The sequence below is a fragment of the Kineosporia mesophila genome, assembly GCF_021129235.1.
Lineage (GTDB): Bacteria > Actinomycetota > Actinomycetes > Actinomycetales > Kineosporiaceae > Kineosporia > Kineosporia mesophila.
Genome location: NZ_JAJOMA010000009.1, coordinates 173,341 through 198,065, shown reverse-complemented (window position 1 = coordinate 198,065; position 24,725 = coordinate 173,341). Strand labels below are relative to the sequence as shown.

Here is a 24,725-nt window from a genome sequence, read left to right as displayed (position 1 = left end):
CGCTCGACGGTTTCTCCGCCGGGGAGAGGCAGAGCCTGGGGAGCCCTTCGGCCATGCCCAGGGCCGGCTGACGGAATGGTTCATGGCCACCCACACCTTCCGGGCGATGCACGGGGAGGTCGACGACAGCAACGGGGCCGACGAGGCGTTCGCCGGCCACTGGGGCCCGGTGGGAAGGACTCGAATCCCTGGAGGACCGCTTCTGCGTGGATCGGTCTCCTCGCCCAGCGGGGTCACCCACCTGACCTTCACCCGCGAGCGCGGGTGAGGGTGCGCGTCCTCAATCTTCGCCCGTATCGCCCCTGAGCACGGGCATCAGTTGCTGGTAGCGGTCCAGGTGAAGCCGACGCCGGCGGTCTTGTTCTGGGCGGCGTCCACGTCCTGGAGCGTGTAGGTGAACCGGTAGCGCTTGGAGTCGCCGTTGGCGGCGGTGTTCCAGCCGACCGTGACGCCCGGCGCGGCGAGCGCCGTGACCTTGGTCGCGAGGTTGGTCGAGCTGGTCGCGATCTCGCTGTTGGCGGTGGCGGCGGCGCAGGTGCCGGTGGTCGAGACGTCCTCGATCTTGAAGGTCAGGTACGGCGCCAGGTCGTTCGCGCCGGCCGCGGCGCTGGTGTAGGCCGCGGAGAGCTTCACGGTCGAGGGCAGGCTGCCCGTGTAGCTGACCGTGATGCAGTTGGTGTCCGTGGAGCCGGGCTTCAGGGCCGTGGCGGTGAAGAGCGCCGTGCCGCCGTCGTTGTCCCCGATCGTCACGCTACCGGAGGTGAAGGAGTTGCCGGCGTTGCTGGTGGACGCGGTGAAGGCCGCGTAGGACGTGTGCCAGACGAGCAGACCACTCATCAGCAGGCCCGACGTGAGGGCTGCCGGAACCGCGATGCGCCGACGAGTTGCTGCGTGCAAGGTCAGACCTCCAGATCGGGCCGGGTCCGGGTGGACCGGCCTACTTCCTGTGACGCCGTACCCATCGTCCGCCGTCCCTGTGAATTGACCCAGAGTGTTGGTTCGGTGACTGCCGATACCCGTCCGGAGTAATTCACCCCGGCTCGGCCGCAAACGGTGACGCCTCAAGACGTGCCAATCCGGTGCGTGGCGGTGAAAGGAGGCTCGGCCGAACGAGGAACCGTTTCTGCTGGCCGATCCCCGCACACTGGCTACCGTGAGTCTCCGGACGAGACGACAGGCGACGGAAGGCCGGACATGACCCCTGCTGCCGAGCACGGCGCGCAGACCCTGACCCCGGCTGAGCTGGAGTTCCTGCAGCAGACGTTCGACCTGGCCCGGGAGGGCGAGACCGGGGCGCTGGGCCTGCGGATCGACGCCGGGGTGCCCGTCAACCTGACCAACTCCTCGGGCGACACCCTGCTCATCCTCGCGGCCTACTATCAGCACGCAGCGGCCGTCGACCTCCTGCTCGCCCGCGGCGCCGACACCTCCAGAATCAACGACCGGGGCCAGACGGCGCTCGGCGCAGCGGTTTTCCGTCAGTCGGAGCCGATCGTGCGGGCCCTGCTGGACGCCGGCGCCGATCCTGGCGGGGGAACCCCCTCAGCCGTCGGGATCGCCCAGTTCTTCCACCTGGACGAGATGTCCGGCCTGCTGCAGTCCCCTCCTACGACAGCCGGCTGACCCAGGCTCGTCCGTCACTTCGTCCCCTGCAGGAAACGGTTGATCACCGCCGTGATCAGGTCGGGGCACTCGCGGATCAGCAGGTGACCGGCGCCGGGAACGATGCACAACTGGGCGCCGGGAATGCTGCGGGCGATCACGGCCGTGTGTTCCAGGGCCACCATGTCGCGATCGCCGGCCATCACCAGCGTCGGAGCGGTGACACTGCTCAGCGACGGGGCCGGGATCCGCGGCTCGTCCTTCCACAGCTCGACCAGCTTGTTGACGACCGCGTCCGCGTGGGCGAGGCCGTCGGGGGACAGGCGCGCGTACTCGTCCCGCAGCTGGGCGTGCTGCTGCTCGCTCATGGAGTGGGTGGCCTCCTCGTCGGACACGAAGCCCGAGGGATCGAGGTTCGCGCTGATCGACACCAGCGATGTCACCCGGTCCGGATGGTCACGGGCCAGGAGCAGGCCGGCGATCGCCCCGTCGCTGAAGCCCACCACGTGGGCCCGGGCCACGCCCATCGCGTCCAGGTAGGCCAGCGTGTGCTCGACCATGGCGGTGTAGGAGAACGGCCCGTCCGCGTCGGCGGTGCGCCCGTGACCAGGGCGTTCCGGGCCGTGGACCTCGAAACCCAGCGCCAGCGCATCGTGCACCTCACGCATCACCTCGAGCGAGGAGAACCCGCCGTGCAGCAGCACGAGGGGCTCACCCGTGCCCGCGACCTCGTGATACGTCGGGCCGTCGGGGAGTTCGAGGTAGGGCATGAGGGTCCTCAGCTGTGGGAGCGGTCAGCAGTCCCGGCAGTCTAGGTTCGCCGCCCGCCCTCCTTCGTCCGTGATCTTCCAAATCTCCCCGGACACTCCCGCCTGATCACGGCTGATCTGCGTGGACGGCATTAGCGTCCTGCCGTGAGCAACGCCGATTCCGTCCCCACCGTGTTCTGTCTGCACGCCCTGGGCCTGAGCGCCCGGTCGTTCGGGCCGGTGGCCTCCGAACTGGGTTCTGCAGCGCACCTGGATGCCATTGACCTGCCCGGTTTCGGGGCGGCCGCGCCTTTGGGGGGCGCCCCCGTCGCGTCGATGATGGACGAGGTGGTCGCCCGGATCCGGGCCGTCGGCTCTCAGCGGTGGTACCTGGTGGGGCACAGCATGGGTGGCAAGATCGCGACGCTGATCGCCGCCCGGGCCCTGGCCGACCCGGCCTCGCTGCCCGGTCTTGCCGGTATCGCGCTGCTGGCGGCCTCGCCGCCCGGTCCGGAACCGATGGACGAGGAGCAGCGCGCCAGGATGCTGAGGTGGGTGCGCGACACCGGGCGCCTGAGCCCGCAGGCCGCGCGGGAGTTTTTGGACGAGAACCTCGGGGCGCCGTTGCCGGTGGAACTGGACGCCCTGGCGATGGACGATCTGCAGCGGGCCTCGGGGGAGGCCTGGACCGGCTGGCTGAGCGCCGGCAACCGCGAGGACTGGTCAGCGCGGGTGGGGCGGCTCGAGGTTCCGGCCGTGGTGCTGGCCGGTGGGGACGACGACGATCTCGGCCCGGACGCCCAGCGCCGGCTGCACACCCCGGTCTACCCGGACGCCCACTTCGTGACGCTCGCCGGAGCCGGGCACATGCTGCCGCTGGAACGCCCCCGGGACGTGGCCGACGCGTTGCGGGATCTGCTGAACCGTTCGTCCGATCACGGAGAATGAAGGCATGAGCGCTACCGGACCGACCGCGATCGAGTTCCTGGAGGGAGAGGGCCCGATCCGTTTCGTCGAGACCCCGGGACCTTCACTGACGTCCGGGCACCGGACCGCGATGGACGGGCTCTGGCGGGAAGCGGTGCAGGCCAATCCCGCCCTGTTCGACGGTCCGGTGGTGGCGGTCACCGGGTTGAGCGTCGGTTCTGAGGGCATCGAGGTGTCGTGGGCGCGGACCACCTACCGGCGGCACGTGCTGGAGCAGGTTCCGGGTGCCGTCCGGATGGAGTCTCTGTACGTGTCCGTGGCCCAGCCGACACCGGTGGGAGTGCTGCTGGGCCGGATGGCCGCCTGGACCTCCGGGCCGGGCCGGTGGGTTCTGCCCGGTGGTTCGGTGGAGCCGCCGGAGCCGGGAAAGCCGCTCGACGAAAGCCTTCTCCGGGATCACGCGGCGCGCGAACTACGGGAGGAGACCGGGCTGGAGGTCGACCCTTCCCGCCTCGAACGATGGGCGGTGCTGCGGAACCCGATCGGGAATCTGGGGATCTTCTACCGGGCTGCCCCGATGTCCGAGGCAATGGTCCGGGACCGTTTTACGGCCCACAATGCTCAGCAGCGGTTGCACGGTGAGGAACCGGAGCTGACCGACATCCACTTCGTGGGTGGGCCGGCCGATCTGGACGATCTCGAGGGGCCGGCGGCCACCAGTGTGCCCGCTCTGCTCGAGCGGTTCCGGGTCGTTACTGAAGGGTGTTGACTCCCAGGGCGGTGCAGTTTCCGTACGGCGTGGGATGCCCACCGAACGGCACTGTTCGGCGAGGATAATCGGACCTGGCAGCCTCGTCGGCCCAGCCCCGTTGCGAAGGAGAGCCGAACTCGATGGTGCGTTCCCGCGTCCTCAATCGTCGTCGTTCTACCGTTCTGGGGCTGGCGGCGCTGCTCGCCGGGGTGGCTCTCACCGGTGGGCCGGCCAGTGCGGCTCCGGCGAGCGAGCTTCAGCGCACGGCGCAGGGGGTGGTGGACGCGGGTGCGGTCGGGTATCTGGTGCGGGTGAACGACGGCGATCGCGTTCGCACCGCTACCGCGGGCCTGGCCGATCGCGCGACGGGGCGCCGGCTCAAGAACCATGATCAGTACGAGGCGGGTAGCCAGACCAAGACTTTCGTCGCCGTGCTGGTGCTGCAACTGGTGGCCGAGCGCCAGGTCGAGCTGGATGCGCCGATCGAGAAGTACCTGCCCGGGGTCGTGCCGAACGGCGCGAACATCACCGTGCGCATGCTGCTCCAGCACACCAGCGGGTTGTTCAACTACACCGCGGACGAAGACCTGATCAACCAGGCACTCACTGAGCCGTACACCCCGATCGCCGTGGAAAGCGTCCTCAAAGCGGCTTTCTCGCACCCGCCGAACTTCGCGCCGGGCACCGACTGGTCCTACTCCAACACCGGGTACATCGTGCTGGGGGAGTTGCTGAAGAAGGTCACCGGCCGGGCCCTGACCCAGCTCGTCGACCGGCGCATCGCCCGGCCACTGCACCTGCACGACACCTATTTCGCCGACCCGTTCCCGGGCAGCACCGGCCCCGGCTACGCGCACGGGTACATCGCCGATCTCAGCGTCGATCCGCCGGAGTACGTCGACACGGCCGGATGGACGCTGAGCTGGGCGGGTTCGGCGGGGGCGATCATCTCCACGACCCGCGACCTGAGCACCTTCTACTCGGCGCTGCTGTCGGGGAAGGTGCTGCCGAAGGCCCAGCTGGCGCAGATGCGCAAGACCAAGGACGACATCGAGGAGTTCGGCGGTCTGGGCGGTTACGGGCTGGGGCTGTACTGGATGGATACTCCCTGCGGCCGGGTCTGGGGCCATGACGGCGCCACGCTGGGCAATTCCAGCACCACGTTCACCACGGCTGACGGTGGGCAGACGTACGCCACCGACACCACCACCCGCCTCTACGCCGCGGACCCGGCCGATCCGCGGTTGCAGACGTTTGCCTTCGCGTACAGCGAGGCTCAGGTGACCGCGATGTGCGGGATGTTCGGCCTGGAGGTTCCTTCTGCTGTTGCGAAGGTGAAGGCCTCGGTGTGGCCGCAGCGTCTTACGGAAGTGGGGCCGCTCGGGTTCACCTCCGGCGGGTGGTGAGCCCATATTCGCCTTACGGTGGGCCATGGCATCGGACCGCACGGCCAGGAACGTCACCTCGGATGCGGCGTCTGGGTCTTCTGTGCCGGGTGTTCTGCTTATCCACGGCATCGGTGTCTCCGGGCGCTACTACGCCTCACTGGCTGAGCATCTGGGGTCGACGCATCGGGTCGTGATCCCGGATCTGCCCGGGTTCGGTGACAGTGGGCGGCCGCGTCCGGTGCTGAGCATCACGGAGCAGGCGGAGGCTCTGGAAGCGGTGGCGAAGAGCTCCGGGCTGGTCCGGCCGGTGCTGGTCGGTCATTCGATGGGGGCGCAGGTGGTGACCGAGCTCGCGGTGCGCAATCCGGGTCTGGCCCGGGCGGTGATTCTCATCGGGCCGGTGGTGGACCCCGCTGCTTCCAACGCGTTTCAGCAGGGCTGGCGTCTGGCTCTCGACATCATGGGGGAGCCGATGCGGCTCAATGCCACGGTGTTGTGGGACTACCTGCGTGGGGGACCGCGGTCGTTCTTCGGCACCTTGCGACACATGCTCGACTACCCGCTGGAGGAGCGGCTGGGGCAGGTTGATGTGCCGGTGGTGCTGATGCGGGGAAGCCATGACCCGATTGCTTCATTGGCCTTCTTGCAGCGTCTGGCCCGGGCTGTGGGTGGGGCTGAGGTGGTCGAGGTGCCGGAGGCTGGGCATATTGCCATGGCTGTCCGGCCGGAGCTGGTGGCTGGGGTTTGCCGGAGGTTCGTGTAGGCGCGGTTGTCGCTCGACTTCACGGCCACGGGCCCTCCATCCAGACCATGTCATCCTCCGTGGCGTCAGTGAACAGGACCGAACGACCGTCAGCCAGATCGATGGTCCAGTAGCTGGCCTGCTCTGCCGGGTCGTGGAAGGCCCTGCCGGCTTCCCGATCGACCCCGGCCATCAGAACCTTGTCGGCGAAGCCGTATCGGTCGATCTTGGGATGCATGATGGTCCGGGTCACTTCCGTCGCGGTCGGCGGCACTGACAAGGACTTACCGTCGCAGACGCGTAGGCCACTGGAGAGGGGGGCTGGAACAGGCGTTCTGGATCCACCATGCGTCAAATGCGGTCAGAGACTCGCTGGGAATTGTCGTTGTTCGATACTTCTGGTGAGAAGATCACCGACGTGTTCAAGCCGCCTTCCGGGCGCGGATCGAGCACCAGCTGAGCCTCATGAGCCTCGGTGATGGACGCGACGATCGCCAGCCCGAGACCACTGCCGCTTGCTCTGCCCACCGACCGCACGCGTCCTCCGGCTCGTACGAACGGCTCGGTAAGGGTGGCGGCGATCTCGGGCGTCACCTGCGGGCCAGTGTTGGCTACCGCCAGCCGAGGGTGACCGGCCTCCAGAACAACGTCGATCTGGACCCAGCCACCCGACGGCAGATTGTGAAGCAATGCGTTGCGCAGCAGGTTGGCTGCCAACTGCACCAGCAGGGGGCGGTTGCCGACCACGTCGGCCGGCTCTGTACGTCCCCAGGTGATTGGTACGTCGGTGCCGGGGCAGGAATCCTGGGCGAGTTCCAGTGCTTCTTCGACGATCTCGGTGAGGTAGCAGCGTTCGCGGGTGATCTCGCCGTGCTCGACCCGGGCCAGTAGGAGCAGTGCTTCCAGGGTGGCGATGGAGCGTTCGTTCATCTCGTCCAGGCGGTTCAAAAGCTTGACCACATCGACGTTCTGCGGCGCGGAGCTCGCAACCTGGAGCATCGTGCGCATCACGGCCTGTGGGGTGCGCAGCTCGTGGGAGACGTTGGCGGTGAAGCGCTTCTGTTTCTCGAACGAGGTCTCCAGCTGGGCCAGCATCTGGTCGAAGGTGTCGGCCAGCTGACGCAGTTCGTCGTCTCGTCCGGGTAGGGCGATGCGATGGGAGAGCGAACCTTTGGACGCTTGGCGCGCGGCTGCGGCGATTGCCTCCAGTGGGCGCAGCATCTGTCCGGACAGGAACCAGCCACCCGTCAGCCCGACAATCGTGAGGAATCCGAGGCCGTAGGCGAACAGCGGCCGCGCGACGGCGAGCAGGTCGCCACGATTGGGGACGAAGCCGCCGCCCGGCTCTGCCTGGGTGAGGTTCTCGTCGGGTAGGAAGTGCAGAACCAGCAGCAGGATACCGAACAGGGCGATCCCGGCGACGATCAGGAATCCCGTGTAGCTAAGGGTGAGTTTCAGTCGAATACTCATGCCGGGCGGGCGGTTTACGCTCATGCGTCCGATCCCCGGCCGAAGCGGTAGCCGACCCCGGGCAGGGTGTGGATGAGCTGGGGTTCGCCCAGACGTTTGCGCAGCGAGGAGATAGTGATGCGCACCGCGTTGGTGAACGGGTCGGTGTTCTCGTCCCAGGCACGTTCCAGCAGCTGTTCCGCGCTCACCACGCCACCTTTCGCGCTGATCAGCACATTCAGCACGGCGAACTGCTTGCGGGTGAGCGAGACGTATTGACCGTCGCGGAACACCTCGCGGCGGAAGACGTCTACTCGCACGCCCTCGTCCTCGATCACCGGCGGCAGGCCCTGGCTCGGGCGCCGGGCCAAAGCACGGACTCGAAGGACGAGTTCGCGGATGTCGAACGGTTTGGTCAGGTAGTCGTCGGCGCCCAGGCCGAAGCCGCTGGCCTTGTCGTCGAGCAGGTTGGCCGCGGTGAGCATGATGATCCGGGTGCCGCTGTGGCTTTCTCCCATGTGGCGGGCAACGTCGTCGCCGTGCACCATCGGCAGGTCACGGTCGAGCACCACAACGTCGTACTCGTTGATCTCCAGCAACTCCAGCGCCACCGCGCCGTCCAGAGCGATGTCCGCGGCGATCGCTTCCAGCCGCAATCCGTCCCGCAGCGCCTCGGCCAGGTAGGGCTCGTCCTCGACGATCAGCACACGCATGGAGTCACCCTAGGCGGCCCGGTGTATCGACCACGTATGCGAAAACGCAGACGTCCTGGCAATACGCACCCGGCTTACCTGGGACCATGACCACCAGGAAACGCAAACTCCTCGGGACGATCCTGTTCCTGATCGTGGTGAGCATCGTCGTCCTCAATCTGGGGTTCTTCTTCGAGAAGCCAAGGGGGGACGTCTCTCACGACGACGGATCGGTCGGTGACACTCCGGTGGGGGTCTGGGACGACCAGGAGCCCACCGTGGCCAGGCTCGATCCCGCCCTGCTGACGGCGGTTCGGGAGGCATCGAAGGATGCCGAGGCCGACGGCATCACCTTCCGGGTGACCAGTGGGTGGCGTAGCCGGGCCTACCAGCGGAAATTGCTGGACGAGGCGGTCGAGAAGTACGGCAGTCCCACCGAGGCCAGGCGCTGGGTCAGCACGCCGGAGAAGTCGCGGCACGTCGTCGGCAAGGCGATCGACATCGGGCCCACGGATGCCTCGTACTGGCTGGCTCGGTACGGCGCGCGGTACGGGTTGTGCCAGGTCTACGTCAATGAGATCTGGCACTACGAATTGCTGACCGTCCCCGGCGGGACCTGTCCGCGGATGCTGACGGACGGTGCGTCCTGAACGGTGGGCCGCGGATTTTGCGAAACGGACTTAACGCTTCAAAAGACTTGCCTCGGGACCAGCCCCATGTGAGTCTCCTGTGAGACGTCGCGGAGAGCGACACCAAGTGGGGAGCCACCGTGCAAGCAATCGTATTGTCACGCCCTTTAGCGGTTCTCGTCACGGCAGCACTGATAATGGTCGGCTGGACCGGCCTGTCCGGCAGTGCCCAGGCAGCAGACGCGATACCGCTGGAGCTCGGCGTGCCGACCGTGGTCTCCTTCCCTGAGACGACCTCGAAACCGCAACTCGCCTTCACCACGACGACCACTGCGGGGCGGCTGGCGGTGCTGGTCGACGACATCACGGTGCCCCGCGGCGTAAACATCAGCTTCACCGGGCCTCGCCAGGTGTCCGACCGGGCCTCCGGGCCGCACTATTTCGAGATTCCAGTGTCCACGGCCGGCACCTGGACGGTGTCGATGAGCGCGGTCACCCTATTTTCCGGTCAGACGCCCGGCACGGGTACGGCCCGGCTGACGATCGGACTGGCCGAGGACATCACCCGGCCCCTGACCGTTGGTACGGAATTTACCCAGGACTTCCCCGACCGCGGTGAAGACATCTATGGCACGGTGCCTCTGGTCGCCGGACGGCGCTACGGGTTCGACGTGCGGGCGGCCACGATCACCGGCCTCTACTCGTACGACGGGGTGGTGGCCACCCTGATCTCGCCGGACGGCTCGACCGAGATGGATCTGGGCCGGACCGTGGAGGCGCCCAACTGGGCGGAGAGCCGCGTCATCCAGCAGAGCGGCGACTGGACCCTCCGGCTCGATCCGGAACGCGCTGCCATCGGATCAATCACGGCCGCGCTGGTCGAGCTGACCGACGAGTCAGGCGGCACGCTCACCAAGGGCGTGGAGCGCACGGTCAACTTCACGAAGCCCGGCACCACCGTGAGCCTCGATGTGAAGGCGCCCGCCGGCCGGCGTCCGGTGCTGGAATTCATCTCCCGTGACCTGGCCTACGGTGGGGGTAACAGCGACGTCCCCAACGTCGATCTCACCCTGACCCGCCCCGACGGCACCTACGCGCAGTCGGGGAGCGCAGCGCCGTACTTCGAGTTCGCCCCGTTCGACGTCGGCGGCACCTGGAAGCTGACCTTCGACCCGCAGTGGCGGGCGACCGGCTCGATGCGGGTGAAGCTGACCGAGGTGCAGGACGCCCACGCCGCACTGCCGTTGGGTCGCACCGGTACCGCGTCGTCCTCCGTGCGGTGGCAGAACACCCACCTGACGTTCTCCGGCCAGGCCGGGCAGAGGCTGCGCCTCGACGTCTCGGACCAGTCGTGGTCGGCGGACGGTCAGGGGCCGGGGTCGGGTTCGGTCGACCTGCTCTTCTACCGTCCTGACGGCTCCGAGGCCGGATACAAGGTGCTCTACCGCGCCGGTGTGGTCGAAGACGTGGCGACAGTGGTCGAGGGGCCGGAGCTCGATGTCTCCGGGATCTGGACGGTGGTGGTCAATCCGCTGGGTGACACCACCGGCACGGTGGCTGGGCGCGCGAGCCTGGTGAAGTAGTCCAATGGGGTCAGCCGCTCCGTCTGGCGTTGCCAGCGGGGTGGCTGCCTTGATGGAAGGCCGGGGACGGCGTTGACCGTCCGCTGGTGGGCGAGCTGCTCCAGTACTCGACTTGCACTGCTGGGGCAGCGCTGATTCGCCCCACCTCGTCCGCCGGCTCGGGGCGTGCAACAGCTACCTCGAGGTCATGATAATGTTTTCCTCGTTCGGAGGGCAGCCCCGAAGAACAAAAAGTAAGTCCGAGTGGCGGAATGGCAGACGCGCTAGCTTGAGGTGCTAGTGCCCTTTATCGGGCGTGGGGGTTCAAGTCCCCCCTCGGACACGTAAAGTAGGACATGCTTCAGGGATGATCGAAGCCCTGATCAGGCGGTTCTCCTGCTCGTAGCAGAGATGAAGGCCGAGCTGCAGATAGAGATCAGCGCGATCTCGTGGCTCGGCCTTTTTCAATGTCTGGGACAGGGAACCCAGCTCTTGCACGACCTCCAGTAGTTCCTTCTTCGTGAGTACGTCGGCCGGTTCGAGCTGCTGCAGCGCGACCGTCAGACGGGCTCGTTCAGCAACTACCTCGCTGGTCCAGGTAGCGACCATTCCGGGGCCGGCGCCGGCCTCCAAGGCTTCGCGATAGCGGGCGATCTTGGTCTCGCACCCTTGGAGTTTCTTCCGGAGAGACTGCCGCCGACTTTCGGTCGTCGTCCCGCCTGTTCCCTCTTGTAAGAGTTCGACGGTCTTCATGCGGCGAGCTGGAGAGAAGAGCAGATCCAGCCAGGAGTCGAGCGGCGGCAGGATCTTGTCCTCCCGCACATACACCGTGCTGGGATGGCCGGCTTGGGCCAAGGCAGCGTCCGCCAACTTCAGCTTGCACCGGTAGTGGGCCCGTCCGTTGTTCCACGAGCCCTCCATGTGCCGTTGGCAGCGACCGCACGTGATCACACCCCGGAACAGGTACGGCCGGCTCGACCGACGAGGCGCCCGGACAGTTTGCAGCGAGAGGTCGCGGTGGCCTCGGTCCTTCAGCGCTGACTGCGCCAGGTCGAAGTCAGCATCCTCGATGATTGCCTCGTGACGTTTGGTCGGAGAGAAGATCCATTCATCGCGTGCGTTCCAGCGCATCCGTGATTGGTGCCCGAGCGCGACGTCTTCGACGTCGATGAGGATCTCTTCCTTGCGCTGCTTGTTCCATACCTCGTAGCCCGTGTAGCGCGGGTTGCGCAGAATCGCCTCCACCGCTGAAGCCACCCATGCCGCACCGCTGCGGTGCCGGTTGCGAACAGGGTCGTGAGCCGATGGGCACGGTACGCCCTCACGGGTCAGGCGATTGGCGATCGCTGCTGTTCCCCGACCGAGCAGATACTCACGGTAGATGCGCTGCACGACGGGTGCCGCGGTGGGGTCTACTTCAAGTCGGTGGGCTCGCTGGCCGGCGGATGCCTTCCCCGGGTTGGGGTGCGGGCCCGCATCCGCCAGAACGTACCCGTACGGCGGCCTCCCACCCAGGTAGCGGCCCTGGGTGCTGGCCTGGGCTCGCATAGCAGGGGCACGTCAAAGTCGGTTAACGGGGGCCTGAGCTGGGAGTTTGTGAGAGGACATGGGGTGTCCGATAGGTGACGGATGAGTCACGACCTCCTCGACCTGATCCAGGGAGACGGACGTCGGCCGCCCCGGACGAGGTTCGTCGTGCGGTCCGTCCCAGCGATATTTGACAAACCTGGAACGCCAGCGGTTTACGTCCGTGACGCTTACCTCGAGATCGTGCGTCACCTGCCGGTTGAATGCCGTCTGCGCACACGCCAGAACGATCCGTGAACGCATGGCCAGGTACTGCGACGTTTGCGCCCGTCGAGTGGAGTCCACGAGCGTGGTGTAACGGCCACGGACCACGCCCGCCGCTCAGCGGGCCCCGTGGCCGTTACACCACTCCTATGGACTCCACTGAGTCGTCACCTTGTGACCAAAATGATGACTCTCCTGTTCGATGCGCGATTTTGGGCAAGCCCACCGATGACCACGGGACGATCGGGGCCGTAGGCAGCGATCTTGGTCGCCGTGTGGGCACCGAACGACTGCAGGGCCGAGCAGACCGCCAGAGCCCGGCGACGGGACAGCGCCAGCTCATGCCCCCGGGCTCCGGCGTAGTCCGTGTAACCCTCACAGGTGATGCGCCGGGCTGTTTTCAGGCCGGCGGCCACCAGCTTGAGTTGCGCCGTGCCGGCAGGGGTGATGACGGCTGAGTCGAAGGCGAAACGCCCGTCGCCGGTCAGCACCACTCCCTGCCTGGGGCTCAGACGGTGTCCTTTGACCCACGATGCGGGTACGACCAGGGTCCCGCCCTGTGATCGGTAGGTCGCCGTGGTGTTCGCCCTGGCACCGCGATGGTCTTGAGGGTGGGTCGGTACGGGTACCAGAGCAGCGCGCTCCTGGTGCGAGAGCGGATCGCGGTACCAGCCACGCCGCAGGCGCAACAGGGCAGCGGCGCTGGCCCGTCCGACGACACGGTCAGACCCGGCTGTGACGACAGCGCGCACTCTGACCTTGTAGGTCTTGTCTGCCGTCAGTTGACGAAGGCTGATCCGCCGTCGGCCCGTTCCCGTGGTCGAGGTCGTCGTCCAACGCCGTCCGTTGTCCGTGCTGACCTGGTAGCGGACTGTCCCGCTGCCGTGCACGGCGGGAGGAGTGAACGTGACCGTCGCGCCCCGGGCTCCTTCACCGCGTGGGTCCGCGACGGGAGCAACCTTGACATCCGTCGGAGCGGCTACCGAGTGGGTGGAGCGGCTCACGGTGATGGGTAGCTGCAGCTGGTGCACCCGTCCGTCCGGATCGGTGCCCGATGCGAGGAACACGTGCTGCCCGGAGGCGAGACTGGACGGGACGGTGACCGGTGCCTGCAGGTTTCCCTGGCTGTCGGTCGTGACGGTGGCCAGAACGATGGGAGTCGAGTAGATGACCACCGAGGCGCTGGAGTAGGCGGCGAAGCCAGTACCGAGAACGACGACCTGCTGGCCGGGCTCAACGAGTTTCAGCTGGCCATCGGACGTGGTCAGGGTGGTGGGCACGGAGGGGTCAGGAGCCGTTTCCGGGACCGTCGGCGCGGACGCCTGCACGGCGTCGGACGGTGGGGACGGGTCGGAATCTCCTGCGGCACTGTTCACCACAACGGTGTAGGTGGTGCGGATGCCGGCTACCGCGCCCAGGACACAGCTCGTCACCGTGGCGGTGGTGGTACAGGTGGCCGGCCCCGGATGAGCGGTGACGGTGTACCCGGTGACGTTCGCCGACGCCGAGGCCACCCACGAGACCGTTGTCGATGAGGTCGACGCGACCGCTGTAGGTGCCGGGAGCGGGGCCGGGTGACTGACGGAGGGGGGCGAAGTCGGCGGCGGGGCCGGAGCCGCGGGCGTCACACTGACGGTGGCCGAGGCCGCACCGGCACCGACCGCGTTGACGGCACGAACCTGAATCGCATAGGTATAACCGTTGACCAGACCGCTCAACGCACCGGTGATCGTCAGTCCGGACGAGGTGTACGCCAGGGTGTGCCAGGTGGCACCGGCATCGTTGCTCACCTGATAACCGGTCACCGTGGTTCCGCCGTTGCCAGCCGGGGCAGTGAAAGTCACTGTGGCGGAGGCATTCCCGGCTGCTGCGGAAAGACCGGTGGGGGCGGCCGGCGGAAGGTTCAACTGGACGCCGTAGACAGAATTCTCGTTGGCGTCAGCGAAGATGAGCTGGCCGGAGGAATCGATCACGACGCCGGTCGGTTCGCCCAGGTCGCTGCTGATGGCCGGACCGCCGAGCGTGGGTGAGCCGGCGGTACCGGTTCCCGCAATGACACTCAGATGGTGCGCCGGGTCGACCCGGTAGAGCGCCGTGACCCCGTTGTTGCCGCCGTCCTGGGACACGTACAGATTCCCGGAGGCATCCAGAGCCACGCCGTAGGGCCCGTCGAGGTCGGCCGACGTGGCCGGACCCGAGGCGGGCAGAGACGAGCCGGACTGACCGGAACCAACGACTGTCGTGACGACGCCGGCCGGGCTGACCTCGTCCACAATGTCCTGGGAATGATAGGCCACATAGACATTTCCGGTCGGGTCGACCGCCAGGCCAGTACCCAGCCCGACGCCACTGGTCACGATCGACAGGGTGCCGGAGGGAGTCACCTTGTAGACGCCGGAGTTGACGTCGGTGATGTACAAGTTGTCGTCGGCGTCCATCGCCAGCGCCGTTGGCCCTGCTATCGCCGTTGCGGTGGCCGACCCGGGGGTGGCCAGCCCACCACTACTGACCGTACTGCCGGTACCGGCGAAAACGCCGATCTGCCCACTGGTGTCGACCTTCAGTACCCGGTTGGTGGTGGGTGCCGAAATGTAGACATTGCCCGTCGAGTCAACAGCTACCCCCTCGGGCGCACTGAACGTGGCTAACGTGGCCAAGCCGCTGGGTGCCGCGTTCGCACTGCCCGATTGGTTGCCGTCGCCGGCGAACGTCACCACCTGTCCAGCCGGAGTAATGCGCTGGACCTGATTGTGGTTCGAATCAGCGACATAGATGTTCCCGGCCGCGTCTACCGCGATCGAACGCAGGTAATCGAAGGCGACTGCCGAAGCCGACTGGGGGGAGGTGGTCGGCACCGAGCTCCCACCACCGGCCAGCAGAGCCAGCTGATCGAGAGGACCCGTTGCAAAAGCAACGCCGGCGGTAGACACCGACGCCACCAAGAGACCCAGGACGCTCACGCCGGCAACGCATGCCAATCGCCGACGCATCGACACAAAAGGCACCAACTTCATCGCTGCTCCCATCTCAAGGTGGCTTGATTCGACCCACCTACATCTGCGTCACCTTCCGCCACTCTAAGTCACACGACATGTCGCCTGAGTGCGACTCTCCGGCGCTCCCTGACTCGACCGTGCTCGCTCCCGGCTACAGATGGATCCGTGAGCCGCATTCCTGAGGACCCAAGAATGAGATCGTCCAGGGAACGGTGTAGCGCTGTTCGGCTCGACCTGCCGAACTCGATCACTCGGCGGACAGGAGCAGGGCATGTCCGACACGATCGAGCCGATGAAGGGGGCTCAGAGATCGGCCAGCAGCAATAGCCAGCATGATGTTTCGGGTGATTTTGGTGAGACCCTTGGGGAATTACTGACGAGTGAAGATCAGCAGTGCCTGGCCGTGGATCTGGTCGCTCAGACCAAGGCTGCCGGCTCGGGCTTGGCCGGCCCGGGCGGCCTTCGGGCCCAGCTGACTAAACGGGTCCTGGAGGTCGCGCTGGAGGCCGAAATGGCCGCGCGCCTCGGCTACGAGACCCACGACCCTGAAAGTCGTAACAGGCGCAATTCCCGTAACGGGAAACGATCCAAGACGGTCCTGACCGGGTGGGCCCCGTCGAGATCGCTGTGCCCCGCGACGGCGGCAGCTCGTTCGAGCCGGTGAGCGTGAAGAAGCGTCGACGTCGTCGGGACTCCATCGACCAGATCGGTTTATCGCTCACCGCAGACGGTTTGACGACCGGTGAGATTCCGGCGCACTTCGCCGAAATCTACGGACCGGCGTCGGCAAGGACCAGATCTCCAGGATCATCCCCGCGGCGGCCTGACCCGGCGAACGTATGCGGTCATCGCACTAGACAACATGGAAGTGGGGTGGCCCGGGCCCGGCGGGATGGCCCTGAGCGATGGGCTTTAGGGGCCCGTGACATGTACGTCGCGCCAGGCGCCTGCACGCCGGGCAGGAAGGAGTCATTGTTTAACACGTTCGTGAGCGGGGCGCCGGGCATGACATTCAGCCGAGGAAACCACTATCTACGGCGAGGCGGGCCGCTGTGATGTAGGAGGCCTCAGTGGAGCAGGAACACGATCGTCATGGCAACTTCTCTGCCGGTGCCGATGCACCGCATCGGGATCCCGTCCGCACCTGTGTGCGGGCGGGATCGGAGTTCGGGTGGGTCAGGCGGTCAGTTGCCGGAGCATATCGGCGGAGTCGTGCAGGGCGGTCATCTGTACGAATCGGCCGGCGCTGACCTTGGAAATGGCGTACTCGACGATCTCGAACGACGTTCCCGAGGGCTGGACGCCGAGCCATTCCTTCGTCGGGGTGCCGCTGTTGATCGCACGGATGGCGATGCGGTCGGCGTCGAACAGGATCTCTTTGAGCTCCCAATGCAGGTCGGGCCTCGCGTCGACGTCGTGTTTCTGCACGTTGGTGACGTCCTCGCGGCGGCCCATTTCGCCGTTGGGCATGACGGTGTCGTTGATGAACTCGTCCATGCCGTCGAACTCGTGGGCGTTCAGCGCCGCCACGTAACGGTCATACCAAGCGCGGACATTCGTATCTGCCATCAAGTTCCTTTCGGTTGCTTCAGGACCCGGAGTTGGGCGGTGAAGAATTTGCGGGGCGGAACACTTGGAAGATTCCCCGGCGGTTACTGCGTAGAATCAGCAGGCGCGGTGCTCGCTCCCGGAGAGTCAGATCCGTGAGTGGGCCTCAGGTCTGGTTTAGGCCGCCGTCTGCGTACAGGCCGGAACCGGTGATGAAGCTGCTCCGGTCGCAGGCCAGGAAGAGCACGGCGGCGGCGATCTCGTCTGGATCGGCCAGGCGTCCCATGGGTACCTGGCCGGCTAGGAGATCGCGGAACTCTGCCGATTTTTCCTCGGTGGGCTGGGTGCCGTTCAGGCCCGGGGTCACTGTGAGCCCGGGGATATTGGTGTTCACCCGGATGCGCCGGTCCTTGAGCTCGTTGGCCCAGATCCGGGCGAACGAGCCGACGGCAGCTGAGGTGGTCGTGTACAGACCGAACGTGAGAGCGCCGGAATCGGCATTGGTGGAGCCGTTCAAAATGACGGAGGCGCTGTCGTTGAGTACGGCAGAGCCTTCTGCACGGTGAACAGGAGGCTGCGGACGTTGATGCCGAAGTGCTGGTCGAAGTCGGCCTCGGTGATGGGCTCCCGTGAAGCGAACGCTCCGATACCGGCGTTGGCGAACAGCACGTCCAGGCTCCGGCCCTACGCCCGGACGGCCTCGTACAACCGGTCCAGGTCGTCCGGACTGGAGATGTCGGCGACCACAGCGGTGGCATTTGTCGGGCCGATCGCCCCGACCGCTGTGTCGAGTTCGGCCTGGCGGCGACCGGTGATGAAGACGCGTGCTCCCTCGGCAGCCATCCGTGCAGTGGAGGCGAGGCCTATTCCGCTGTTGACGCGGGTGACCAGAGCAGTCTTGCCTTCCAGCATTCCCACTTTGAGTTTCTCCGATTCACCTGGACATTCAGGATTGATGAGTGCGCTGCCCGAGCAAGGCTGATTGGGTCGCAGCTGCAGGGGGCTGTGATTCAGGGGATGATCAGGGGGCGCGCCCGGGAAATATTGGTGGCCAGTTGCTCGCGGGTCTGGTGCAGGTGTGAGTTCCAGGCGGGCTGGCCGGGTCCACTACGCCAGGACTCACTCAGGGGGCTGTTATCGACGGTGTCGAAACCGAACTCGTCATGCAGGCGCGTGACCAGTTCGACGGCCTCGGGAAAATTGCTGGAGACTGATAGCGCATGACGGCCGGGCGTTCCCGTTGGGCTGGCTGAGGCGAAGAACCGGGGTGCCTGGATGTGGGTGAAGGCCTTGGCCACCTTGGAGGCGAGCAAATGTTCCTGGCGCAGTTCGTGGACGGTCTTCTGGCCCGAGTCGATGGCCGGGAAGCGCCCGTCGCGGTAGGGCATGTAGTTGTTCGTGTCGATCACGATTTTGCCCGCCAGTTGTTCGGTGGGCATGTTGTTGACCAGTTTCAAAGGAACGGCCACGATGGCGAAGTCGCCCGCGGCAGCGGCGTCGGCTGCGGTCGCGGCGCGGGCCGCGGGGCCTAGGGCCTCGATGAGCCGGGTTAGGGTTTGCGGGCCCCGGGAGTTGGCGATGACGACCTCGTAGCCTTGGGTGATGGCCGCTTGGGCGAGGGTGCTGCCTACTTCGCCGGCGCCGATGATGCCGATGACGGTCATAGATCTTCCGTAATTCTGTGTGAGGAAGGTGCATTGGGTGTCGTGATGTCTCGACTGCGGTTGACGAAAATGAAGGCCGGCCCCATCGAGGAGGCGGCGAGCAGGAGCCCGACCACCACGCCCATGGCGTTTCTCATTCCCGGAAGGGCCTGGCCCTCGGCTGCGCTGCCTGCACCGGTCAGGACGGCGGTGGCCACAGCCAGGACGACGAGGGTGCCGACCTGGAGGCTGGTATTGACCAGACCCGAGGCCAGGCCCTGCTCCTGGTCGCTGACTCCGGTGGTGGCCTGGGCGTTGACGGAGGCGAAGCAGAGGCTGAACCCCATACCGAAGAGCACCAAGGTCGGCAGCAGGAACTCCGCATACGGCATGCCCGGTGTGGCCCGCATGAACAAGGCGTAGGCCCCAGCACAGACCAGTAGCCCGAGCAGTATGGATACCTGGGTGCCCAGACACGCGACGAGGGGGGCCAGGAGCGGGGCCACCACGATGACCATCACGCCGGAAGGAAGGCCACGGCCATGGCCGGCGGTGACCAGCCAAGGGCGTCCTGCGTGTACAGGGTGGCGATGAACTGGAAGGTGCCGAAACCGCCGAACAGGGCGAAGCCGGACAGGTTCGCGTGCACGAGCCGGGCGTTGCGTAAGATCCCCAGGCGCACCAGCGGGTGAGCGTGACGCATCTCGATCGCGATGAACGCGCCCATCGGCACAGCACTGCTTACCAGCAGGGCGATGGTCGGGGTGCTGGCCCAGCCCCGTGTCGGCGCCTCGACCACCACGTAGACGAAGAGCAGCAGCGATGCGGTGACGGTGAAAGCGCCGCCCAGATCAAAGTGCCCCAGGCCGGTACGTGCGGTGCGGGACCGCGGGATCACGCGCCAGCCGAAGGCTACGAAAACTAAAGCGACCGGCCCAGGCAGCAAAAGTGTCAACCGCCAGCTGATCTCGGTCAGCAGGCCACCGATGACCAGCCCCAGCGAATAACCGCTGGCCACACAGAGGGTGTAGATCCCCAGCGCCCGGTCACGAGCCAGGCCCTCCGTAAACGTTGTGGTGAGGACGGACAGACCGGCCGGGACGGTAAAGCCGGCCGCCATCCCCTTGACGAATCGCAGGGCGATGATGGCCAGATCATTGCTGAGGCCCGCGCTGATCACCGAGGCCACCCCGTAGACGGTGACCGCGACCAGGAAGACGGTCCGCCGGCTGATCAAGTCCGAGGTTCGCCCACCCAGAAGCAGAAAGCCCCCGAAAACCAGGACGTTAGCGCCGACCAGCCACTGCAGGGAACCGGCCGGGAGGTGCAGGGACTGGCCGATGGACGGCAGCGCGACGCCCATCATCGAGGTGTCCAGACCGTCGAGGAACAAGGCCCCGCAGACGGTGATGAGCAGGAGCCAGGTACTCGGCGACCAGTCGAGATCGCGAACGCCTCCCGGGGCACCACCCCTTCGGTAAGACACCCTGCTCTCCTCGCCGCGCACGTCGATGACCTCCTCAAAGTTCGGCAGCGATCATTTCCGAATGAGACCGTAGCATTTCCGGAACGATCGCTGTCAAATATTTAAGAGCGATCACTCCGAAAGTGTTAGGCTTCTGGGTATGGCGAGCACACCGAAAGGGCCGGTGGGCCGACCCCGGGCCTTTGACCCCGACGAGGCCCTCGCGCGGGCCATGCTTTTCTTCTGGGAGCACGGCTACGAGGGAGCGAGCCTGGCCGGCCTGACCGAGGCGATGGGCATCAGCACCACTAGCCTGTACACGACGTTCGGTAACAAAGAAGAGCTGTTCCGCAAGGCTCTGGAGCGCTACGACGAAGGCCCGACCGCCTACCTGCCCCGCGCATTGCAAGAGCCCACCGCGCTAGGTGTTGCGACCACGCTGCTGGCGGGCACGATTCGCACCACTACCCGCCCGGCCCATCCCCACGGATGCCTGGGTGTTCAGGGAGCGCTCGTAACCGGTGCCGCCAGCAGCAGCGTCCGTGACCTCCTGGCAGCTTGGCGCAACGACGGCTGCAACCGCCTGCGAGAGCGGTTCCAGGCGGCCGTCGACAGCGGCGACCTGCCTTCCGCCACCGATCCAGGTACCCTGGCCCGATACGTCAGCACCCTGAGCTTCGGCATCGCCGTACAGGCCGCAGGCGGAGTGGGCCGCGACGAACTTCAGGCCATGGCCGACGCCGCCCTGACATCCTGGCCCCCCTTCTGAACCTGCCATCGCAAACGTGCTCAGCGCATCAGGCGGTATGCATTGCCCCGGCGATCCGCAAGCGAGGGTGGGCTCATAGTCACGCGCGCAGAGCGCCGTGAATCACACTCATAAGCAGCATTTGATGCTGACGAAGAAGAAGTACTCCGTAACGCCGGCTTCAGCACGCTGGAAGCGTTCAGACACGAACTTCTTCCCTGATGCCGGTAACGACCGCTGAGCGCGGGTGGGCGGCTGCTCAATCGAGTAAGGCACGGGATCGACGGCGTTGAGCGTGCCTGAGCTTCCATTTCTGCAGGTCGTCACGTCGACCAAGTCCCCTCCAGCACTGGGCGACGCCAGATGCAAGACACCACAGGGAGCGGGCCCCACGGTGTCCCTGGCCATGAATCCGACCCGGACAGTCCTGAGCTGCCACCGCAATCAGCGTGACCCGTGTGGGTGTCTCAGGCGGTCGCCGCCCACGCTATCGACTGCTTTTGTGCTCAGGTACGACTTCGGCGGGCTCACGATCGATTACTGGTTCGGCCGCCCGCCCGGGCACGGGTCGCAAGACAATCTCTGTCTGGCCGGGACATCGGTTCAGAGTCACCCGCCAGAAATCACCCGTCAGACGGTTCTGAGCGGATATTGCGAGTCAGGTCGGTCTCCAGGCGAGCCAGCAGGGCCGCGCATTCGCGAACAGCGTCCAGATCGTCACCCAGCACGCCCCCCAGCTGACGGGACCATCCGCTGCGCAGCAACCGCAGATTGCGGGCCGCCAGTTCGGTGGGATGTACCGCGACGCCCCGTCCGCCGGTCGCCTGACGTCGCACCATGCCCTTGCTCTCCAGGCTACGCAGCGCCCCACTGACGTTGGTGCGCTGGAGCCGGGCCCGCTCGGCGATCTCGGTGGGGCTGGACCCCGGATGTAAGTCGACCATGCGCATCACCAGTCGCTCGGTCTCGTTGAGAGGCACGGCCTGGTCGGTCTCCGGCGTACGGGCGCGCACCAGGCGGCCGACGTTGAACAGCAGATCCGCCAGATCGGCGAAGGGGTCTTCGGCCATGCCCCTCAGGGTACTGGCATATGGCAAGATAATTATGTGCAGATAACTAAGAGGGGTGCGTCCGTTCGGCTCGCTCTGGTGCTGGGGTCGCTCAGCGCCTTCGGCGCCCTCACCATCGACATGTACCTGCCCGCAATGCCCTCCATGGCCGGTGAACTGGGTACCAGTGGCTCCCTGGTGCAGCTCACGCTCACGGTGTTCGTGGTCGGTCTGGCCGTCGGCCAGGTGATCGTCGGTCCTCTGTCGGACGCGTGGGGACGGCGTCGTCCCCTGCTGATCGGCACCGCCCTCTACGTCGGCGGTTCGCTGTGGTGCGCCCTGGCGCCGACGGTCGAGTGGCTGATCGGCGGACGCGTGTTGCAGGCGCTCGGCGCGGCCGCCGGGACGGTGCTGGCCAGGGCGATCGTGCGCGACCTGTTCGAGGGCGTCGCCATGACCCGCTTCTTCTCCACCCTCATGCTCGTCAACGGCGTGGCCCCGATCATCGCCCCGGTGATCGGCGGGCAGCTGCTGGCATTCACCACCTGGCGGGTCGTATTCGGGGTGCTCGCCGCGACGGGCGCGCTGATCCTGATGGCCGCCGCCTGGGCCCTCCCCGAGTCGCTGCCCACCGAACGCCGCCGACCGGCCGATTTCCGCACCGTGGTAGCCAGTTTCGCCGGCCTGATCGCCGACGTTCACTATCTGCGGCACGTAATAGCGGCAGCCCTGATGTTCGCGGCCGTGTTCGCGTACATCTCTGGCTCGTCATTCGTACTGCAGGACGGCTACGGGCTCAGCGCCCAGCAGTTCAGCCTGGTCTTCGCCGCCAACGGGGTCGGCATCGTGGTGCTCGGGCAGCTCAACGGGTTCCTCGTCGGTCGCGTCGCCGGCGAGGCGGTCCTGCTGCGCGTGGGCCTGACGATAGCCACCGTGGGTGCCGCGGGCGTGCTCACCTGTGGCGCCGCCGATCTTCCTCTGCCCCTGCTGGAAATCTCGCTGTTCGTCATGACGTCGATGTTCGGTCTGGTGATGACCAACGCCACCTCGCTGGCCCTGAGCGCCCACGCCTCCGCCGCCGGGGCCGCGTCCTCGCTCCAGGGTCTGCTGCAGTTCCTCATCGGCGCGATTGCGGCGTCAGCCATGACGTTGACCGGTCCGGCCACCGCCACGGCCATGGGTGCCACCATGCTGATGTGCACCGCGGGGGCACTGACACTTATGGGACGGCGGCCCATGGCGAATGAGACTGCCGGACCGGTGTTCGAGGCTGGCGCTCTATTGATGCCCCTTGTTCATCTCGACAAAAACTCTTCCTCGGCAAAATGACTGGAGTTTCTTGACCAGCTGTTGCCGGACGCCTCATGTCGCGTGTCGTTACTGGCTTGAACCGCCCCGGAGTGTCCGGAGGCTCATACGGTTGACGGCGCCAGCCTAGCCAAGGCCGGTGTGTGCCGTAGTGGATCTGCTCAAGTTCGGCTGGTGTGAGGTCGCTGCAGGCGTCGGTGGTTGCGCCAGTCGACCCGTTCCAGGGTGGTCAGTTCGGCGTCCTCCAAGCCTTTCCAGGGCCGTATGGGTGGATGAGTTCGGTCTTGTAGAGCCCAATCTCGCTCTCGGCCAGGGCAAAGTCGTAGGCGTCGCCCACGGTCCCGACCGGACGAGTTCGGTGCGCTTGTTCGTGGACGCCCTCCAGCCCGGGATCCGCCGGGAGTACACGTCGATCACGAAGGCCACGTAGATGGTCCCGGCCCACGTCGCGACATACGTAAACTCTGCTACCCATAACGAATCTGGGCGTGCGACCGTGGACTTTCGATCAACCAGACCGACCGGTCTCGGCGCGGTGGGGTCGACGATGGTGGTGCGGTGCTTCTTGCCGCCCCTGCTGGCGCCTTCAATGCCCATGAATTGCATCAGCCGCTCGACGGTGCACCGGGCCACCGGGATGCGCTCACGGTTAGGTTGCAGCCAGACCTTCTTCACTCCGTAGACCCGGTAGTTCTTCGTCCAGACGCGGTAAAAATCGTTGCACATCAGTGCATCACGTCATTCAGATGCGGACAGCTGACCGGCCATGACGCGGGCGCGGTGCTCGTAGTAGGTGCTCGGGGCGATCGGTGTTCCGTACTCGGCCAGCACGGCGCGCATCACAGCTCACGGCCGAAGCGGCTGTGAAAAGGGTTTCGTCGTCAAGGGGTCCCGCCAGATGCTCGCAGACGAGCTGCAGGTCGGGTGGCATCCAGACTTCAGCATCCGCCTGGCGGCTCTGCGGAAGCCCGCGGGAGCCGCTGATGGCCGAGCGTGACCTCAGCCGAGAGGAGCGGGCGCTGTTCAACCCGGCCTTCACGGCTGTCGCATGGAACAGGGTCCCGACCTCGCTGTTCTGTGTTTTGGGAGCCACGTGCCGGCGGCGCCTGGACGAGTGGCACGCCGCCGGGGTCAGGCGGCGCCTGCACGAGCAGCTCCTGGGCGAGTTGCGGCAGTGACGCGTCAAGGAGAGTTCCGGCGGAAAGGTTCACCGAGAAACACACGTCGCGTCCGGCCGTTCGCCGGCGTGCCTGCTGGCAACCCGGAGCCGCGCACGACGTTGACGGCGAGTAGGTGCAGCTGTGGAGCTACGACGGGATGCCGGCGATCTGCCGTACCGGCGCCTCGGGCGTCGGCTCGGTACAGGTGGTGGCCAAGGAAGACCCCACGACCACCACCGAGCCAGAACTGGCTGCTACCGAGGATCCCGGCGCCACCCAGGAAATCTTCTACGACTTCCGGCCCGGTTCCGGCGGTCAGGCCGGCGACACAGTGGCCCTGGCCGGCGCAGGTCTGCCTGTCGGTGCGGTCGGCGCTGAGATGACACGTCCACAATTAGGTCTGCTGAGCACCAGTGTCGTCGGTGGCACGTTTCTGCCGACCGGAATCAGTCTGATCGAGACCGGACCGATCCCTCGACGCTGACCGTCCGCGACGCCGGCGGAGCGGCTCTGGCCGGCAACGACC

26 protein-coding genes, 1 tRNA gene and 4 pseudogenes are annotated in these 24,725 nt (G+C 66.4%); 15 read left to right on the top strand and 16 right to left on the bottom strand.

Annotated features, from left to right (window positions below; all coding sequences use genetic code 11):
- The first annotated feature begins 82 nt into the window (after positions 1–82).
- Positions 83–268, top strand: coding sequence for a hypothetical protein (locus LR393_RS15095; RefSeq protein WP_231484543.1), 186 nt, complete (start codon positions 83–85; stop codon positions 266–268).
- 47 nt (positions 269–315) lie between these two features.
- On the opposite strand, the gene LR393_RS15090 is transcribed toward LR393_RS15095, so the two are convergent.
- On the bottom strand, positions 316–897 hold the full coding sequence (locus LR393_RS15090; RefSeq protein ID WP_231484542.1) for a hypothetical protein: 582 nt from the start codon (positions 895–897) through the stop codon (positions 316–318).
- A gap of 297 nt (positions 898–1,194) precedes the next feature.
- On the opposite strand from LR393_RS15090, the gene LR393_RS15085 reads away from it, so the two are divergent.
- Positions 1,195–1,623: an ankyrin repeat domain-containing protein gene (locus tag LR393_RS15085; protein ID WP_231484541.1), complete on the top strand. Its 429-nt coding sequence runs from the start codon at positions 1,195–1,197 to the stop codon at positions 1,621–1,623.
- A 14-nt stretch (positions 1,624–1,637) separates the two neighbouring features.
- Here the strand turns inward: LR393_RS15085 and LR393_RS15080 are convergent, their stop codons facing one another.
- Positions 1,638–2,372, bottom strand: a complete 735-nt coding sequence (locus LR393_RS15080; RefSeq protein WP_231484540.1) for an alpha/beta fold hydrolase — start codon at positions 2,370–2,372, stop codon at positions 1,638–1,640.
- A 144-nt stretch (positions 2,373–2,516) separates the two neighbouring features.
- Here LR393_RS15080 and LR393_RS15075 point away from each other — a divergent pair, with 144 nt between their 5' ends.
- The 4 genes from LR393_RS15075 (at position 2,517) to LR393_RS15060 (ending at position 6,180) form a co-directional block, all read left to right on the top strand.
- Positions 2,517–3,299, top strand: a complete 783-nt coding sequence (locus tag LR393_RS15075; RefSeq protein ID WP_231484539.1) for an alpha/beta fold hydrolase — start codon at positions 2,517–2,519, stop codon at positions 3,297–3,299.
- 4 nt (positions 3,300–3,303) lie between these two features.
- Entirely contained in the window at positions 3,304–4,047 is a 744-nt protein-coding gene (locus LR393_RS15070) for an NUDIX hydrolase (protein WP_231484538.1), read from the top strand.
- 122 nt (positions 4,048–4,169) lie between these two features.
- The gene (locus LR393_RS15065) at positions 4,170–5,435 is read left to right on the top strand and encodes a serine hydrolase domain-containing protein (RefSeq protein WP_231484537.1); all 1,266 of its coding nucleotides are present in this window, start codon (positions 4,170–4,172) and stop codon (positions 5,433–5,435) included.
- Positions 5,436–5,517: 82 nt separating this feature from the next.
- Complete coding sequence (locus LR393_RS15060; protein ID WP_231484536.1) at positions 5,518–6,180, top strand: alpha/beta fold hydrolase; 663 nt, start codon at positions 5,518–5,520, stop codon at positions 6,178–6,180.
- 19 nt (positions 6,181–6,199) lie between these two features.
- Here LR393_RS15060 and LR393_RS15055 read toward each other — a convergent pair whose 3' ends face one another.
- The 3 genes from LR393_RS15055 to LR393_RS15045 form a co-directional block, all read right to left on the bottom strand.
- Entirely contained in the window at positions 6,200–6,397 is a 198-nt protein-coding gene (locus LR393_RS15055) for a hypothetical protein (RefSeq protein WP_231484535.1), read from the bottom strand.
- A 113-nt stretch (positions 6,398–6,510) separates the two neighbouring features.
- On the bottom strand, positions 6,511–7,653 hold the full coding sequence (locus LR393_RS15050; RefSeq protein ID WP_231484534.1) for a sensor histidine kinase: 1,143 nt from the start codon (positions 7,651–7,653) through the stop codon (positions 6,511–6,513).
- Positions 7,650–8,321 (bottom strand): response regulator transcription factor, encoded by a 672-nt coding sequence (locus tag LR393_RS15045; RefSeq protein WP_231484533.1) that lies wholly within the window; start codon positions 8,319–8,321, stop codon positions 7,650–7,652. The genes LR393_RS15050 and LR393_RS15045 overlap by 4 nt, the downstream gene beginning before the upstream one ends.
- Before the next feature lie 86 nt (positions 8,322–8,407).
- Between LR393_RS15045 and LR393_RS15040 the strand changes: the two genes are divergently transcribed.
- The 3 genes from LR393_RS15040 to LR393_RS15030 all read left to right on the top strand — a co-directional run bounded on the left by LR393_RS15040 (position 8,408) and on the right by LR393_RS15030 (position 10,834).
- On the top strand, positions 8,408–8,950 hold the full coding sequence (locus LR393_RS15040) for a M15 family metallopeptidase (RefSeq protein ID WP_231484532.1): 543 nt from the start codon (positions 8,408–8,410) through the stop codon (positions 8,948–8,950).
- Positions 8,951–9,126: 176 nt separating this feature from the next.
- Positions 9,127–10,512, top strand: coding sequence for a hypothetical protein (locus tag LR393_RS15035; RefSeq protein ID WP_231484531.1), 1,386 nt, complete (start codon positions 9,127–9,129; stop codon positions 10,510–10,512).
- A 237-nt stretch (positions 10,513–10,749) separates the two neighbouring features.
- Positions 10,750–10,834, top strand: a tRNA-Leu gene (locus LR393_RS15030).
- Here LR393_RS15030 and LR393_RS15025 read toward each other — a convergent pair.
- Both LR393_RS15025 and LR393_RS15020 read right to left on the bottom strand, forming a co-directional pair.
- The gene (locus tag LR393_RS15025) at positions 10,816–12,039 is read right to left on the bottom strand and encodes a recombinase family protein (RefSeq protein ID WP_269327241.1); all 1,224 of its coding nucleotides are present in this window, start codon (positions 12,037–12,039) and stop codon (positions 10,816–10,818) included. The genes LR393_RS15030 and LR393_RS15025 overlap by 19 nt on opposite strands.
- Before the next feature lie 410 nt (positions 12,040–12,449).
- Positions 12,450–15,212: a fibronectin type III domain-containing protein gene (locus tag LR393_RS15020; RefSeq protein ID WP_231484529.1), complete on the bottom strand. Its 2,763-nt coding sequence runs from the start codon at positions 15,210–15,212 to the stop codon at positions 12,450–12,452.
- 337 nt (positions 15,213–15,549) lie between these two features.
- On the opposite strand from LR393_RS15020, the pseudogene LR393_RS37070 reads away from it, so the two are divergent.
- Positions 15,550–16,087: pseudogene (locus tag LR393_RS37070) on the top strand (transposase); the annotation flags it as partial.
- Positions 16,088–16,454: 367 nt separating this feature from the next.
- On the opposite strand, the gene LR393_RS15010 reads toward LR393_RS37070, so the two are convergent.
- The 5 genes and pseudogenes from LR393_RS15010 to LR393_RS14990 all read right to left on the bottom strand — a co-directional run bounded on the left by LR393_RS15010 (position 16,455) and on the right by LR393_RS14990 (position 19,955).
- A complete protein-coding gene (locus tag LR393_RS15010) occupies positions 16,455–16,808 on the bottom strand; it encodes an ester cyclase (RefSeq protein WP_231484527.1) in 354 nt (117 codons plus the stop codon).
- Positions 16,809–16,992: 184 nt separating this feature from the next.
- A pseudogene (locus LR393_RS37065) lies at positions 16,993–17,744 on the bottom strand (SDR family NAD(P)-dependent oxidoreductase).
- 92 nt (positions 17,745–17,836) lie between these two features.
- A complete protein-coding gene (locus LR393_RS15000) occupies positions 17,837–18,490 on the bottom strand; it encodes an NADPH-dependent F420 reductase (protein WP_231484526.1) in 654 nt (217 codons plus the stop codon).
- The gene (locus LR393_RS14995) at positions 18,487–18,990 is read right to left on the bottom strand and encodes an MFS transporter (RefSeq protein WP_231484525.1); all 504 of its coding nucleotides are present in this window, start codon (positions 18,988–18,990) and stop codon (positions 18,487–18,489) included. Before LR393_RS14995 ends, LR393_RS15000 begins: the two co-directional genes overlap by 4 nt.
- Positions 18,987–19,955 (bottom strand): MFS transporter, encoded by a 969-nt coding sequence (locus LR393_RS14990; RefSeq protein WP_231484524.1) that lies wholly within the window; start codon positions 19,953–19,955, stop codon positions 18,987–18,989. The genes LR393_RS14995 and LR393_RS14990 overlap by 4 nt, the downstream gene beginning before the upstream one ends.
- Positions 19,956–20,094: 139 nt before the next feature.
- Between LR393_RS14990 and LR393_RS14985 the strand changes: the two genes are divergently transcribed.
- On the top strand, positions 20,095–20,703 hold the full coding sequence (locus LR393_RS14985; RefSeq protein WP_231484523.1) for a TetR/AcrR family transcriptional regulator: 609 nt from the start codon (positions 20,095–20,097) through the stop codon (positions 20,701–20,703).
- A 108-nt stretch (positions 20,704–20,811) separates the two neighbouring features.
- Here the strand turns inward: LR393_RS14985 and LR393_RS14980 are convergent, their stop codons facing one another.
- Both LR393_RS14980 and LR393_RS14975 read right to left on the bottom strand, forming a co-directional pair.
- Positions 20,812–21,018: a hypothetical protein gene (locus tag LR393_RS14980; RefSeq protein WP_231484522.1), complete on the bottom strand. Its 207-nt coding sequence runs from the start codon at positions 21,016–21,018 to the stop codon at positions 20,812–20,814.
- 287 nt (positions 21,019–21,305) lie between these two features.
- The gene (locus tag LR393_RS14975) at positions 21,306–21,752 is read right to left on the bottom strand and encodes a MarR family winged helix-turn-helix transcriptional regulator (protein ID WP_231484521.1); all 447 of its coding nucleotides are present in this window, start codon (positions 21,750–21,752) and stop codon (positions 21,306–21,308) included.
- Between the two features lie 36 nt (positions 21,753–21,788).
- Between LR393_RS14975 and LR393_RS14970 the strand changes: the two genes are divergently transcribed.
- A complete protein-coding gene (locus tag LR393_RS14970) occupies positions 21,789–23,060 on the top strand; it encodes a multidrug effflux MFS transporter (protein WP_331282946.1) in 1,272 nt (423 codons plus the stop codon).
- Between the two features lie 167 nt (positions 23,061–23,227).
- On the opposite strand, the pseudogene LR393_RS37060 reads toward LR393_RS14970, so the two are convergent.
- Positions 23,228–23,385, bottom strand: a pseudogene (locus tag LR393_RS37060) (IS3-like element IS987 family transposase); the annotation flags it as partial.
- A gap of 14 nt (positions 23,386–23,399) precedes the next feature.
- Positions 23,400–23,765: pseudogene (locus tag LR393_RS37055) on the bottom strand (IS3 family transposase); the annotation flags it as partial.
- A 67-nt stretch (positions 23,766–23,832) separates the two neighbouring features.
- Between LR393_RS37055 and LR393_RS37050 the strand changes: the two are divergent.
- The 3 genes from LR393_RS37050 (at position 23,833) to LR393_RS14955 (ending at position 24,683) form a co-directional block, all read left to right on the top strand.
- The gene (locus LR393_RS37050; RefSeq protein WP_407937321.1) at positions 23,833–24,036 is read left to right on the top strand and encodes an ABC-three component system protein; all 204 of its coding nucleotides are present in this window, start codon (positions 23,833–23,835) and stop codon (positions 24,034–24,036) included.
- Positions 24,023–24,217, top strand: a complete 195-nt coding sequence (locus LR393_RS14960) for a hypothetical protein (RefSeq protein ID WP_231484519.1) — start codon at positions 24,023–24,025, stop codon at positions 24,215–24,217. Before LR393_RS37050 ends, LR393_RS14960 begins: the two co-directional genes overlap by 14 nt.
- A gap of 115 nt (positions 24,218–24,332) precedes the next feature.
- Complete coding sequence (locus tag LR393_RS14955; protein WP_231484518.1) at positions 24,333–24,683, top strand: hypothetical protein; 351 nt, start codon at positions 24,333–24,335, stop codon at positions 24,681–24,683.
- Positions 24,684–24,725 lie beyond the last annotated feature (42 nt).

What these genes read in the sequence shown, in the direction of transcription:
- LR393_RS15095 (WP_231484543.1), top strand. Translation starts at nt 83, where the DNA reads ATGGCCACCCACACCTTCCGGGCGATGCACGGGGAGGTCGACGACAGC.
- LR393_RS15085 (WP_231484541.1), top strand. Translation starts at nt 1,195, where the DNA reads ATGACCCCTGCTGCCGAGCACGGCGCGCAGACCCTGACCCCGGCTGAG.
- LR393_RS15080 (WP_231484540.1), bottom strand. Translation starts at nt 2,372, where the DNA reads ATGCCCTACCTCGAACTCCCCGACGGCCCGACGTATCACGAGGTCGCG.
- LR393_RS15070 (WP_231484538.1), top strand. Translation starts at nt 3,304, where the DNA reads ATGAGCGCTACCGGACCGACCGCGATCGAGTTCCTGGAGGGAGAGGGC.
- LR393_RS15065 (WP_231484537.1), top strand. Translation starts at nt 4,170, where the DNA reads ATGGTGCGTTCCCGCGTCCTCAATCGTCGTCGTTCTACCGTTCTGGGG.
- LR393_RS15055 (WP_231484535.1), bottom strand. Translation starts at nt 6,397, where the DNA reads ATGCATCCCAAGATCGACCGATACGGCTTCGCCGACAAGGTTCTGATG.
- LR393_RS15050 (WP_231484534.1), bottom strand. Translation starts at nt 7,653, where the DNA reads ATGAGCGTAAACCGCCCGCCCGGCATGAGTATTCGACTGAAACTCACC.
- LR393_RS15045 (WP_231484533.1), bottom strand. Translation starts at nt 8,321, where the DNA reads ATGCGTGTGCTGATCGTCGAGGACGAGCCCTACCTGGCCGAGGCGCTG.
- LR393_RS15040 (WP_231484532.1), top strand. Translation starts at nt 8,408, where the DNA reads ATGACCACCAGGAAACGCAAACTCCTCGGGACGATCCTGTTCCTGATC.
- LR393_RS15035 (WP_231484531.1), top strand. Translation starts at nt 9,127, where the DNA reads ATGGTCGGCTGGACCGGCCTGTCCGGCAGTGCCCAGGCAGCAGACGCG.
- LR393_RS15025 (WP_269327241.1), bottom strand. Translation starts at nt 12,039, where the DNA reads ATGCGAGCCCAGGCCAGCACCCAGGGCCGCTACCTGGGTGGGAGGCCG.
- LR393_RS15000 (WP_231484526.1), bottom strand. Translation starts at nt 18,490, where the DNA reads ATGACCGTCATCGGCATCATCGGCGCCGGCGAAGTAGGCAGCACCCTC.
- LR393_RS14985 (WP_231484523.1), top strand. Translation starts at nt 20,095, where the DNA reads ATGGCGAGCACACCGAAAGGGCCGGTGGGCCGACCCCGGGCCTTTGAC.
- LR393_RS14975 (WP_231484521.1), bottom strand. Translation starts at nt 21,752, where the DNA reads ATGGCCGAAGACCCCTTCGCCGATCTGGCGGATCTGCTGTTCAACGTC.
- LR393_RS14960 (WP_231484519.1), top strand. Translation starts at nt 24,023, where the DNA reads ATGGCCGAGCGTGACCTCAGCCGAGAGGAGCGGGCGCTGTTCAACCCG.